Source organism: Streptomyces sp. NPDC005866, assembly GCF_040629895.1.
Taxonomy (GTDB): Bacteria; Actinomycetota; Actinomycetes; order Streptomycetales; family Streptomycetaceae; genus Streptomyces.
In genome coordinates, this window is the sequence record NZ_JBEXWP010000025.1 from 1 (window position 1) to 11890 (window position 11890).

13 protein-coding genes are annotated in these 11890 nt (G+C 70.8%); 7 read left to right on the forward strand and 6 right to left on the reverse strand.

What is annotated here, in order from left to right; translation table 11 throughout:
• Both ABZ396_RS30490 and ABZ396_RS30495 read right to left on the reverse strand, forming a co-directional pair.
• On the reverse strand, nt 1–863 hold an 863-nt coding region (locus ABZ396_RS30490), incomplete at its 3' end, for a maltotransferase domain-containing protein (protein WP_359186415.1).
• 100 nt (nt 864–963) lie between these two features.
• Nucleotides 964–1257, reverse strand: a complete 294-nt coding sequence (locus ABZ396_RS30495) for a DUF5133 domain-containing protein (protein WP_358926559.1) — start codon at nt 1255–1257, stop codon at nt 964–966.
• A gap of 302 nt (nt 1258–1559) precedes the next feature.
• Here ABZ396_RS30495 and ABZ396_RS30500 point away from each other — a divergent pair, with 302 nt between their 5' ends.
• On the forward strand, nt 1560–2063 hold the full coding sequence (locus tag ABZ396_RS30500; RefSeq protein ID WP_358926560.1) for a pep a2: 504 nt from the start codon (nt 1560–1562) through the stop codon (nt 2061–2063).
• Nucleotides 2060–4228 carry a glycogen debranching protein GlgX gene (gene glgX / locus ABZ396_RS30505; protein ID WP_358926561.1) on the forward strand — a complete coding sequence of 723 codons (2169 nt, stop codon included), beginning with the start codon at nt 2060–2062 and terminating at the stop codon, nt 4226–4228. The genes ABZ396_RS30500 and glgX overlap by 4 nt, the downstream gene beginning before the upstream one ends.
• On the opposite strand, the gene ABZ396_RS30510 is transcribed toward glgX, so the two are convergent.
• Nucleotides 4197–5009 (reverse strand): VOC family protein, encoded by an 813-nt coding sequence (locus tag ABZ396_RS30510; protein ID WP_358926562.1) that lies wholly within the window; start codon nt 5007–5009, stop codon nt 4197–4199. The two genes, glgX and ABZ396_RS30510, sit on opposite strands and share 32 nt — an antisense overlap.
• Before the next feature lie 128 nt (nt 5010–5137).
• Between ABZ396_RS30510 and ABZ396_RS30515 the strand changes: the two genes are divergently transcribed.
• Nucleotides 5138–5458, forward strand: coding sequence for an ANTAR domain-containing protein (locus ABZ396_RS30515; RefSeq protein ID WP_358926563.1), 321 nt, complete (start codon nt 5138–5140; stop codon nt 5456–5458).
• Between the two features lie 3 nt (nt 5459–5461).
• On the opposite strand, the gene ABZ396_RS30520 is transcribed toward ABZ396_RS30515, so the two are convergent.
• Entirely contained in the window at nt 5462–6262 is an 801-nt protein-coding gene (locus tag ABZ396_RS30520) for an RNA polymerase sigma factor SigF (RefSeq protein WP_358926564.1), read from the reverse strand.
• A gap of 251 nt (nt 6263–6513) precedes the next feature.
• Between ABZ396_RS30520 and ABZ396_RS30525 the strand changes: the two genes are divergently transcribed.
• The 4 genes from ABZ396_RS30525 to ABZ396_RS30540 all read left to right on the forward strand — a co-directional run bounded on the left by ABZ396_RS30525 (nt 6514) and on the right by ABZ396_RS30540 (nt 9327).
• The gene (locus ABZ396_RS30525; protein WP_358926565.1) at nt 6514–6969 is read left to right on the forward strand and encodes a MarR family transcriptional regulator; all 456 of its coding nucleotides are present in this window, start codon (nt 6514–6516) and stop codon (nt 6967–6969) included.
• Nucleotides 6966–7793 carry an ATP-binding cassette domain-containing protein gene (locus tag ABZ396_RS30530; RefSeq protein ID WP_358926566.1) on the forward strand — a complete coding sequence of 276 codons (828 nt, stop codon included), beginning with the start codon at nt 6966–6968 and terminating at the stop codon, nt 7791–7793. Before ABZ396_RS30525 ends, ABZ396_RS30530 begins: the two co-directional genes overlap by 4 nt.
• On the forward strand, nt 7753–8604 hold the full coding sequence (locus tag ABZ396_RS30535) for an ABC transporter permease (RefSeq protein WP_358926567.1): 852 nt from the start codon (nt 7753–7755) through the stop codon (nt 8602–8604). Before ABZ396_RS30530 ends, ABZ396_RS30535 begins: the two co-directional genes overlap by 41 nt.
• A 195-nt stretch (nt 8605–8799) precedes the next feature.
• Nucleotides 8800–9327, forward strand: a complete 528-nt coding sequence (locus ABZ396_RS30540; protein ID WP_358926568.1) for a hypothetical protein — start codon at nt 8800–8802, stop codon at nt 9325–9327.
• Between the two features lie 231 nt (nt 9328–9558).
• Here the strand turns inward: ABZ396_RS30540 and hemC are convergent, their stop codons facing one another.
• Both hemC and ABZ396_RS30550 read right to left on the reverse strand, forming a co-directional pair.
• Nucleotides 9559–10500 carry a hydroxymethylbilane synthase gene (hemC, locus tag ABZ396_RS30545; protein ID WP_358926577.1) on the reverse strand — a complete coding sequence of 314 codons (942 nt, stop codon included), beginning with the start codon at nt 10498–10500 and terminating at the stop codon, nt 9559–9561.
• A 511-nt stretch (nt 10501–11011) separates the two neighbouring features.
• On the reverse strand, nt 11012–11788 hold the full coding sequence (locus tag ABZ396_RS30550) for an NPP1 family protein (protein ID WP_358926569.1): 777 nt from the start codon (nt 11786–11788) through the stop codon (nt 11012–11014).
• Between the last annotated feature and the right edge of the window lie 102 nt (nt 11789–11890).

Here is an 11890-nt window from a genome sequence, read left to right on the forward strand (position 1 = left end):
GTCCCCAGCTCCGGATGCACGGCGTCATGCCCGCCCTCGGGAGAGCCGATCGCCCACGGCACGCCGACATCCTCCGGCCCAGCGCTCAGGGTGTTGTTGGGCCCCTTGCGGAAGGTGGTCCCGATGGGATGGATCGGGGGCAGGTAGACGACGTCGAAGCCCATCTCCGCGATCGCCGGGAGCCGTCGGGCCGCTGTCCGGAAGGTGCCGTGCGGCTGCTCGGCCGTGCCCTCGGAGCGCGGGAAGAACTCGTACCAGGAGCCGAAAAGGGCCCGCTCGCGCTCGACCAGCAGCGGCAGCGGCTCGGACGCGGTGACCAGCTCCCGCAGCGGATGGCGGGTGAGGATCTCGTCCACCTCGGGAGCCAGCGCGCTCGCCAGACGTGTGTGCAGGGGGAGGGAGTCGTCGCCCAAAGCCCGGGCCGCCGCCAGGACCCGCTCGCGCTCCGGGCCCTGGGGGACCCCGGCGGCCGCGCGCGCGTACAGCTCGGCGCCCTCCTCCAGGACCAGGCCGGTGTCGATGCCCGCCGGGATCTTCACCCGCGCGTGCCGCCGCCAGGTGGTCAGCGGGGCGCTCCAGGCCTCCACGTGATACGTCCAGCGGCCGGTCGTGTCCGCGGTGACGTCGGCGCCCCAGCGGTCGGTGCCGGGGACCAGTTCCCGCATCGGCGCCCAGGCGCCGGCCCGGCCCTCTGGATCGCACAGCACCACATTGGCGCCGACGGCGTCATGACCCTCGCGGAAGACGGTGGCGGTGACCTGGAAGGTCTCGCCGGGGACCGCCTTCGCCGGACGCCCGCCGTTGTCCACGGCCGGTTGCACGTCACGCACCGGAACACGGCCGATGGCCTCTGTCGCCTTCATGGGTCTCACCTCCGCCGTGCGCGGAGCCGGGCCCGGGGCCCGCTCCGCGGTCCGTAGAGCGCGGGAGGACTGGTGTCTTCCCGCGGGGTCCGCCTGCGGATCACTGCCTCGCGGAGCTCCGGTCCGACGGCGGGCTCCGCCGGACCTTCCCGCTCAGCTGCGTCCGCCCGCCCTGTTCCCGCAGATAGGTGACGAGGCTGGTGCGCAGGTAGCGCTCGGCCGCGTCCACCGCCTCCCGGGCGCAGCGCTTGCCCATCAGCACGCACAGCGTGTAGCCCGAGTCCTCGAAGGTGGACCGCACTTCGCGGTCCTGCGGCGAGGCGAGCATCACTCGCTCCCACGCCCGGTAGCGCCGCAGCTGCCGGGCCACCTCGGCCTTCGCGGGTAGCAGCATGGCCGTGTCTTTCCTTCCGACGCTCTCGAGTGGGCACGTGTCCCCGATGGTCGGGGAGCGTCCGGGCACGGAAAGGCACGGAGCTGCTACGGCGAATCGAGGCTTTCACTCATGGTGCACGGATGGCGACGGAGCGTCTTGTTGGATCTTCAACCACCTCGTGCGGCTCTCGTGTTGCACGAATGGCGTAGCACCCCCACTGTTGAGGTGACTCAGAAGCGATGAGTGCTCACGCTGCGCGTCCGGAACGGATTTCCGGATGGTGAGGGGAGCGGAGCTGCGCCGGTGAGGAGCTAGCGACAATGAAGACCGCAGTGCCCTGCTACTACCACCTCGACGTGGAGGTCAGCCCGGAACGGGTGGGACAGGTCAGCCGCATCCTGGCCGCCCATCTCCGCTACTGGGACCTCGACAACCTCGTGGAACCCGTCTGCCGCGGTGCCGAACTGCTGCTGACCGCCATCGACCAGCATGCGACGGACAAGCACACGTCCATCGAGATGTGGTGGAACGGGCAGCATCTGATCACCGCCATCGGTGACGACGACCGTGACCTGCGCCCCGACCAGGACCTGCGACTGTGCCTGGCGCACCTCGCCGCCACCAGCGACGGCTGGGGGTGCTGCGCCTCGGAGACCGGCAGCAAGATCATCTGGTTCTCGCAGCGAGCCCGGTCCGGCGAGCGCGTCCCACTGGTCCCGACCGCGCCGGCGCCCAGCCTGCGCCGGACGCTCCGGGCGCCCCGCGCCGTCCCCGTCGCCCAACTGGCCGTATCCGCCGGCGGCGTTCTGGAGGGCGCCCGGTGACGGCTCGGAAGTCCCGGAAAGGGGTGCCCGTGTGGAGCGGGCACCCCTACCCGTTGGGTGCCTCCTTCGACGGACAGGGCACCAACTTCGCCCTGTTCAGCGAGGTCGCCGAGCGGGTCGAGCTGGTCCTGGTGAACGAGGCCGGCACCGAGCGGCCGGTGCCGATGACCGAGGTCGACGGGTTCGTCTGGCACGCCTGTCTTCCCGGCGTCGGGCCGGGGCAGCGCTACGGCTACCGGGTGACCGGTCCCTGGGACCCGGAGCTCGGCCACCGGTGCAATCCGGCGAAGCTGCTGCTGGACCCGTACGCCCGGGCGGTCGACGGCCAGATCGACAACCACGCGTCGCTGTACGAGCGCATCCCGGGCGGGCCGTCCCCGGCCGACAGCGCCGGGCACTCCATGCTCGGTGTGGTCACCGACCCCTACTTCGACTGGGGTGACGACCGTCCGCCCCGGCGGGCCTACTCCGACTCGGTGATCTACGAGGCCCATGTCCGCGGCTTCACCCGCGCCCATCCGGAGGTACCCGAACGGCTCAAGGGCACGTACGCCGGTCTCGCGCACCCGGCGGTCCTCGAGCACCTGACCTCGCTCGGCGTCACGGCGGTCGAGTTGATGCCGGTCCACCAGTTCGTGCAGGACGGGGTGTTGCAGGACCGGGGACTGTCCAACTACTGGGGCTACAACACCATCGGCTTCTTCGCCCCGCACAACGCCTACGCCGCCTTCGGCAGCCGGGGCCAGCAGGTCAACGAGTTCAAGGCGATGGTCAAGGCGCTGCACGCGGCCGGCCTCGAAGTGATCCTCGACGTGGTCTACAACCACACCGCCGAGGGCAACGAGATGGGCCCCACGCTCTCCTTCCGGGGCATCGACAACGCCTCCTACTACCGGCTGGTCGACGGCGACTGGGCGCACTACTACGACACCACCGGCACCGGCAACAGCCTGCTGATGCGCCATCCCTACGTCCTTCAGCTGATCATGGACTCGCTGCGGTACTGGGTGACGGAGATGCATGTGGACGGCTTCCGCTTCGACCTCGCGGCCACGCTGGCGAGGCAGTTCCACGAGGTGGACCGGCTCTCCGCGTTCTTCGACCTGATCCAGCAGGACCCGGTGATCAGCCGGGTGAAGCTCATCGCCGAGCCCTGGGACGTGGGGGAGGGCGGATATCAGGTCGGCAACTTCCCGCCGCTGTGGTCGGAGTGGAACGGCAAGTACCGGGACACCGTACGGGACTTCTGGCGGGCCGAGCCGGGGTCGCTCGGCGAGTTCGCCTCCCGGCTCACCGGATCCTCCGACCTGTACCAGCACAGGGGGCGCCGGCCGCGCGCCAGCGTCAACTTCGTGACCGCGCACGACGGTTTCACCCTGCGCGACCTGGTGTCGTACAACGACAAGCACAACCAGGCCAACGGCGAGGGCGACCGGGACGGCGAGAGCCACAACCGGTCCTGGAACTGCGGCGCCGAAGGCGACACCACGGACCCGGCGGTCCTTGAGCTCCGGGCCCGCCAGCAGCGCAACTTCCTCGCCACCCTGCTGCTGTCCCAGGGCATCCCGATGCTCAGCCACGGCGACGAACTCGGCCGCACCCAGCGCGGCAACAACAACGCCTACTGCCAGGACAACGAGGTCTCCTGGACCGACTGGGAGCTCACCGATGAACAGCGGACGCTCAACGACTTCACCCGGTACGTCATCGGGCTGCGCGCCGCCCACCCCGTGCTGCGCCGGCGCCGCTTCTTCCGCGGTGAGACCGCCATGCACCCCGGACAGCCGCTGCCCGACCTGGTCTGGCTGCTGCCCGACGCCCGCGAGATGACCGACCGGGACTGGCAGCGCCCCGACGCGCACTCGGTCGGTGTCTTCCTCAACGGCGACGCCATCGCCGAACGCGACCCCTACGGCCGGCGTCTGGTCGACGACTCGTTCCTGCTGCTCCTCAACAGCTGCTGGGAACCGGTCGACTTCCGGCTTCCCGACGACTCCTACGGCGAACGCTGGACGAGCCTCATCGACACCGCCGAGCCCGACGGCATCCCCGACGAACGCGAACACAAGGCGGGCACCAGGCTGCGCGCCGAGGCCCGCAGCCTGGTCCTGCTGTCCCGGCCCTCCCGCGGCACTAGGGAAGGAGAGGGCGCGCCGTCACGGTGAACTGCGCCCCGTCCGGGTCACGCAGTATGGCCTCGGTGTCCTGCTCCCGCAGGACACTGCCGCCGTGTTTCTCGGCCGCCCGCGCGCACTCACCGACGTCGGCGACCGCGAAGTGGATCTGCCAGTGCGGCCGCACCGACGGATCGGGGGCCGCCTCCACCGCCCCGGAGTCGATGCGGGCCACGACGTCCCCCCGGCTGCGCAGGACGACCTCGCCGCCCTCGTACTCCACCTCGCAGCAGCCCGATTTGTCGGAGGCCCAGCCGAGGACCTCGCCGTAGAAGATGGCCGAGTCGAAGGCGTTACGGGTGTGCAGGCGGATGAAGGTGGGTGCCGCCTCGCGCCAGGTCTCCCAGTTGGAGACCAGCTCGCCCTCCCAGATCCCGAAGATCGCCCCGTCCCGGTCGGCGAGGAGCGCCGCGCGGCCGGGAGGGAAGGACAGCGGCCCGACCGCCGGCGTGCCACCGCGCTCGCGGGCCCGGGCGACGGCCTCGTCCGCGTCCGGGACGGCGAAGTACGGCGTCCAGGCCACCGCCATCTGCCACATCGAGGCGACCGCGGCGATGCCCGCGACCGGCACCCCGTCCGCCAAGGCGAGCCGGAAGTGGTCGCCGAGCCTGACACTGCGCCATCGCCAGCCGAGCACGGCGCTGTAGAAGTCCTCGGTCGCCTGGAGGTCGCGGCTGGTCAGGCTCACCCAGCACGGGGCGCCGAAGACCGAGTCCGTGGAGACGACGTCTCGCTTCTTCGCAGAACCGGGGGCAGGCGTGTCGTTGTTCATGGCACTCGCGTCCTGGTGTCGGGGCCGGCGGGGGGACCGGCCTGACACCAGTCTCCAACCGGAAGTGGCGTGGGTGCCTGCCGAGTACCCCGGTGGCAGTCAGCCAGACGAGTGAGGACCATGGGAGAGTGAGCGAAAGCGAGAGCGAGACGGACGCGATCCTCCACCTCCAGGAGGAGATCGACCAGCTCAAGGAGGCCGTCACCTCCCACGCCGTGGTGGACCAGGCGATCGGGATGGTGGTCGCGCTCGGCCGCGTGACACCCGACGAGGGGTGGGAGGTGCTCAAGGAGGTCTCCCAGCACACCAATGTCAAGCTCCGCAACGTCGCGGAGCTGATCCTCATCTGGGGGCGCACCGGGGACATGCCCGCCAGGATCCGCGCCGAACTGGAGGACGCCCTCGACCGGTACGGGCCGGCGCAGATCCCCGGCACACCCTCCGAGTGAGACTCAGCCCGCCTCGGCCTCGGCCAGCAGCTCCTCGCGAAGCCGCTCGAAGCAGGCGCTGAGCAGCCGGGACACATGCATCTGCGAGACGCCCAGCTGCTCGGCGATCCGGCTCTGCGTCATGCCGCGGAAGAACCGCAGGTAGAGGATGAGCCGGTCGCGCTCGGGAAGGCCCTGGAGGCAGGGCTCGGCCGCGGTGCGGTCGACGATCAGGTCGTAGCCGGGGTCGGGGCCGCCCAGGGTGTCGCCGAGCGCGTAGCCGTCGCCGCCGCACACCTCGGCGTCCAGCGACAGCGCCGAGAAGCAGTCCAGGGCCTCCATCCCGGCCCGCACCTCGCTCTCGGTGAGCTGGGCCCGCTCGGCGATCTCGGAGACCGTGGGCGCGTCGCCCGGGGAGGCCTGGTCCAGCTCCTTGAGGGCGACCCGGACCCGGTTGCGCAGTTCCTGGACCCGGCGTGGAACGTGCAGGGTCCACATGTGGTCACGGAAGTGGCGCTTGATCTCGCCGGTGATCGTCGGCACGGCGTATGCCTCGAAGGCCCGGCCGCGCGCCGGGTCGTAGTGGTCGACGGCCTTCACAAGCCCCAGCGCGGCGACCTGGTAGAGGTCCTCCAGGGTTTCCCCGCGGCCGCGGAACCGGACGGCGATCCGCTCGGCCATGGGCAGCCAGAGCTCGACCAGTTGGTCCCGCAGGGCCCGGCGCTCCGGGCCCACGGGCAGCCCTGCCAGCCGGGCGAAGTCCTCGGCCGTGTCGGGGGCGTCGTGGTGGGGATGGGGCTTGGGGGTGGCGGTGGTGGCACGCATTGGCGCGCACCTCCCTCAGCGGGTGCTGTGTGGACGGACACCGTAGGAGGAACGCACTCGGACCCCGGGGAGAACACGGGGACCGGCGAAGGGCGGCTCCCACGCATGTGCCTCCGGTCCGAAGCACTGAACAGCGGATTCCCCAAATGGGGCATTACCAAACAACCTACTAGAAAAGGTGAGTTTGGTCTCGTCTCCCTTGACCGTCCCTTGGGTGGGATTACCTCTGTAGCAGAGGTAATCTTCCGAGTGTGACATCAGAGAACTTTCCGGAAGAGCTGGCCGGCGCGCTCATCGGTATCCAGCGGCTGATCCGCCGCCGGCTGCGCCGCGGGCTCGGGCTGCCCCGGCTGCGTGGCGCCGAGGTGGAGCTGCTGCGTCTGGTCGAGTCGCGGCCCGGGATCGGCATCTCGGACGCCGCCAAGGAGCTGTACCTGGCGAGCAACTCGGTCTCGACCCTGGTCAACCAGCTGGTCAAGGACGGCTACCTGCTCCGGGAGACCGACCCCGGCGACCGCCGGGCCGCCCGCCTGCTGCTCACCGAGACCTCCGAGAAACGCCTCGCCGACTGGCAGCGGCGCCGCGCGGACCTCGTCGTCAGCCATGTGTCCCGGCTCGACGCGGCGGACCAGGAGGCGCTGAAGGCGGCGCTCCCGGCGCTGCGCAGCCTGGCCGTCACCCTGCACGAGGAAGCCGAGGAATCATGACGCCCGACACCACCGCAGTCGCCTGCACCGGGCTTACCCACTCCTTCGGGGAGACCAAGGCCGTGGACGGGCTGGACCTGACCGTCGGCGAGGGCGAGGTGTTCGGACTGCTGGGCCCCAACGGCGCCGGCAAGACCACCGCCATCCGCTGCATCACCACCCTGCTTCCGGTACCCGCCGGGATGGTCCGGGTCTTCGGCCACGACACCGGCCGGGAGCGGATGGCCGTCCGCAGACTGCTCGGCTACGTACCGCAGCAACTGTCCGCCGACAGCGGGCTCACCGGACGCGAGAACGTCGCCCTGTTCGCCCGGGTCTTCGACGTCCCCCGGCGCGAGCGTGCCGAACGGGTCGTACAGGCACTGGAGGCCGTCGACCTCGCCGACGCCGCCGACCGGCTCGCCGGCACCTACTCCGGCGGTATGGTCCGCCGGCTGGAACTGGCCCAGGCGCTGGTCAGCGCGCCCCGGCTGCTGATCCTCGACGAGCCGACCATCGGCCTCGACCCGATCGCACGCATCGGCGTGTGGGACCAGATCAACGCCGTACGCGAAGCCACCGGCATGACCGTCCTGGTCACCACCCACTACATGGATGAGGCCGACCAGCACTGCGGCCGGATCGGGCTGATGCACCGCGGCCGCATCCGCGCCCTCGGCACCCCCGAGGAGCTCAGGCGCGGCCTCGCTGAACGCCAGGGCACCGACACCCTGCCCACCCTCGAAGACGTCTTCCGCGACGTGGCCGGCAGCGGCCTCGACGACCAGTCAGGAGGTTTCCGCGATGTCCGAAGCACCCGCCGCACGGCGAACCGCGTCGGCTGAGCGCACGGCGTCATCCCTGCTGCTCACGCCGCCCCAGCCGCGCTCCGGATGGCTGCTGCTCCCGGCCCGGGTCGCCGCCATGTGCGCCGTCGAGCTCCAGAAGCTCCGCCATGACCGCACCGAGCTCTACACCCGGGCGATACAGCCCGCTCTGTGGCTGCTGATCTTCGGCCAGACCTTCAGCCGGATCAAGGCGATACCCACCGGCGGCATCCCCTACATCGACTACCTCGCGCCCGGCATCATCGCCCAGTCCGCGATGTTCATCGCGATCTTCTACGGCATCCAGATCATCTGGGAGCGCGACGCCGGCATCCTCAGCAAGCTCCTCGTCACCCCCACCCCGCGCTCGGCCCTCATCACCGGCAAGGCCTTCGCGGCCGGGGTGAAGTCCCTGATCCAGGCCGTCGTGGTGATCGTCATCGCCGCGATCCTCGGGGTCGCGCTCACCTGGAACCCGCTGAAGCTGCTCGGGGTGGGGCTGGCCGTCGTCCTCGCCTCCGCCTTCTTCTCCTGCCTGTCGATGAGCATCGCGGGCATCGTCCTCAGCCGTGACCGGCTGATGGGCATCGGACAGGCGATCACCATGCCGCTGTTCTTCGGCTCCAACGCCCTCTACCCGGTGGCGATCATGCCGGGCTGGCTCCAGGCGGTCAGCAAGATCAACCCGCTGAGCTACCAGGTCGACGCCCTGCGCGGGCTGCTGCTGGGCACGCCCGCGCACCTCGCCCTCGACTTCGGTGTGCTGGCGGTCGCCGCCGCCCTCGGCATCACCGCCGCCTCCTCGCTGCTCGGCCGCCTGGCCCGCTGATCTTGCCGCGGATGAGACGCCGACGTGATGTGCGGCACGCGCCTGTGTCCCGCCCCGGAGCCCCGGGCCGGGATAACTGCTGCGCAACGCTTTGATCAGCGATCAAAGCGGGCGAACCCCCTGGCCACAGCGCATTCCGCTCATTTGACAGTGCGCTGAGCACACAGATAAACAGCGGGGGTCGAGAGGGGCACTGTGTACGAGCCGAAAGTGGTCGGGGACTGGCACGAGTACGAGGAGCATGCCGGTCTGCGGGTCCGCGTCCACCGCCTGGCGGAGGCCGAGCCGCCGCGCGGCCGGGACGACGCCGCGGCCGGGCTGACGTACTTCAGTGTCCGGGTGACCATCGAGAACCGCGGGTCCCGTCACTTCGGCGTCCAGCTGGAGGACGGTCAGGTCGACGTGCGGCTGGGCCCCGACGGGGAGGGCGCGTTCATCGACTGGCGCAACTCCCAGTTCATCGAGGGCTTCGACGTCTACCCGCTGCGCCGCGCCACCGCCGTCCTCTACGCCGCCGGCCCGGAGACCGCCCTCACCCAGGTGGACATCCAGATCCAGTTGCGCGTCGACGAGGACTGGACCGACCGCCGGCTGTGGGCGGGCGGCATCGGCGTACTGGAGTCGACCACCGCCACGGCCTGCCAGGGCGCCGGGCAGGGCAGCCTGGCCCACCAGGTGAGCGCCTTCCTCAAGGACCAGACGGAGCCCGGTTCCCCGGCCTAGGGCCTCTCGTTTGGATCACTCCGCAGACGCCGGGGCTGGTGCGCGCATCTGCCGCGTTGTCCTCGGTCGCCGACGTCCCCCAGCCTTCGGCCGGGGGTGCCCCCACCGCGTCGCCCGCCGCGGAAGCGGCTGATTGTCCACGCCTCCTCCGCCTTGCAGCCACACGCACCAGCCCCCGCTCCCCGGCATCGAACCGCACCGCCACTGACCTGCGGCCTGATCCAAACGGACCTAGTGCGGGATGCCGTCGATGAGCTCGCGGGCGCCCTGCCGCAGCAGCGCCACGGCGACCGAGGTGCCCAGCGTCGCCGGGTCGAGACGGCCCGCCCATTCGTGCGCGTTCAGCCGGGTCTTGCCGTCCGGCGTGAACACACAGCCGCGCAGCGACAGTTCACCGCCGCCGTCGACTCGGGCGTACCCGGCGATCGGGCTGTTGCAGTGCCCCTGGAGGACGTGCAGGAACATCCGCTCGGCGGTGGCCTCCCGGTAGGTGTCCGGGTCACCGAGTTCGCTCACCACGTCGATCAGCTCGATGTCGCCCTCCCGGCACTGCAGCGCGAGGATGCCCGCGCCGATCGGCGGCATCATCGTCTCCGGGTCCAGCACCTCGCTGATCACGTCCGTGCGGCCGATCCGCTCCAGGCCCGACACCGCGAGCAGCAGGGCGTCGGCGTCCCCGGCGGCGAGCTTCTCCAGGCGCCGGTTGGCGTTGCCGCGGAACGGCACGCACTCCAGATACGGGTGGGTGGCCGCCAGCTGGGCGACCCGGCGGACCGAGGAGGTGCCGATCCGGGTGCCCGGCGGCAACTGGTCCAGCGTCAGCCCGTCCGGGTGGACGAGGGCGTCGCGGATGTCGTCCCGCTTCAGGAACGCCGCGAACACCGTCCCGGCGGGCAGCGGCCGGTCGGCCGGCACATCCTTCACACAGTGCACGGCGAGATCCGCCTCGCCGGCCAGCAGCGCGGCGTCCACCTCTTTGGTGAACGCCCCCTTGCCCTCCACCTTGGACAGATCGCCCAGCCACTTGTCGCCGGTCGTCTTCACCGGTACGACCTCGGTGCGCACGTGCGGATGGAGGGCGGCCAACTCGGCCCGGACACGGGCCACCTGAGCGAGCGCCATCGGAGAGTCGCGGGAGACGATACGAATCAACTCGGGCACGGACATGGACACACGATAGACCTTCGTGCCGGCCACGGATTCCGACATCCTGTCGGCCGCCGCACGGCGAACCAGGGTCCCGTCACCCCGCCGGCCGCCAGTGGAAGGGGAACAGGTCGGCGTCCTGGGCCGGCACGGCCGGGTCGAGCGGAGTGCGCAGCAGACAGGCGGTTGCGCAGCAGGTCACGGCGCTCGGCCGCGGTGAGCAGCGCTCCGGCCTCCTCGTCCGCCACGGCGTCGAGGGTGAGCCGATCTGCGTCCGGGCCGCCGAGCCGACGCGGAAGCCGGTGCGCCAGCGGGAGCCGGATCCCCAGCCGCGGGCGACCGGAGCACGGTGCCGGCGGCGATAGGCCAGTGCCGGCCGCCCGGGCGGCCGAGGCGATCCGGGTGCCACGTGTTCCCGAACCGCCCCAGGCAGGGCTCGACGACGGCGCCGTTCACGCCCGCCGACAGCGCCTCGAACAGCTGGCGGGCGCCCGGCGGCCGTTCCTTCTCAAGATCCATGCCGCCACCGTGGCCCGGATCAGGCGTTGGGGTCGAACGTGATTCCCGAGGGCTTCGCCGAGCTGAGGTGGGAGGCGAAGCTGGCGTCCTTGAGGCCGAAGTTGGCGCTGCCGAAGTCGTAGGCGCTCAGCTTGTCACGAAGGCCCGCCGGGTAGCCGTTCCAGCCGACCAGCGGCGGGTACTGCCAGGTGCCCTTGTGGTTCTCCGGCGGCTCGTCGTTGGAGTTGGCCAGCCGGAAGCAGTGCGTGCTGATGCCGTCCTTGTGGTAGACGATCTTCGCGTGGCTGCCGTCGAAGCGCACCTCGGACGCCGTGTGCACGGTGAACGAGCCGTGGTTGGACGTCGAGACGTACTTGATCTGGCCGCTCTGCACCCACACCACGACGTGCTCCCAGTCGTGCCGGTGCCCGCCGATGCTGCTGCCCGCTATCGCCTGGTCCTTCTCGAAGTACAGGCCGTACAGATAGGCGCACCAGCCGTTGTTGCACTTGTAGCGCGAGTAGCTGTTGGTGTTGTCGAGGTCGGACGCGTCCCGGCACGAGCCGTTGAGCGCGCCGGTCGGGTTGAGGCCGCCGTTGACCGTGCCGTCGGGGCCGATCGCGGGCGTGGAGTAGCAGCCGTCGGTGTCGTAGTCGAAGGCCGGCTGGTAGGTCTTCTCGACCGTCTCGGCGTTGGCGGGCAGCGCCTGCGGCGGGGCCGCGAAGGCGGCGGCGGGGAAGGCGACGACCAGGGCGGCGGCACCGGCGAGTCCGGTCAGCCATCTGCGGCGACCGATGCGGAACGTCCGTGACGACACGGAGGCCTCCAACTGCTGTGAGGGGAAGGGAAGTTCAGCTTCCCGCTCGGTCAGGACCTTGCCAAGACGGCCCGGGCGTCACGTCGGTGAAGCCCCGCCCAA

Bases quoted from the DNA above. Each gene is read 5' to 3' on its own strand.
- ABZ396_RS30495 (WP_358926559.1), bottom strand. From the start codon at position 1,257: ATGCTGCTACCCGCGAAGGCCGAGGTGGCCCGGCAGCTGCGGCGCTAC.
- ABZ396_RS30500 (WP_358926560.1), top strand. From the start codon at position 1,560: ATGAAGACCGCAGTGCCCTGCTACTACCACCTCGACGTGGAGGTCAGC.
- ABZ396_RS30510 (WP_358926562.1), bottom strand. From the start codon at position 5,009: ATGAACAACGACACGCCTGCCCCCGGTTCTGCGAAGAAGCGAGACGTC.
- ABZ396_RS30520 (WP_358926564.1), bottom strand. From the start codon at position 6,262: ATGCGTGCCACCACCGCCACCCCCAAGCCCCATCCCCACCACGACGCC.
- ABZ396_RS30530 (WP_358926566.1), top strand. From the start codon at position 6,966: ATGACGCCCGACACCACCGCAGTCGCCTGCACCGGGCTTACCCACTCC.
- ABZ396_RS30535 (WP_358926567.1), top strand. From the start codon at position 7,753: ATGTCCGAAGCACCCGCCGCACGGCGAACCGCGTCGGCTGAGCGCACG.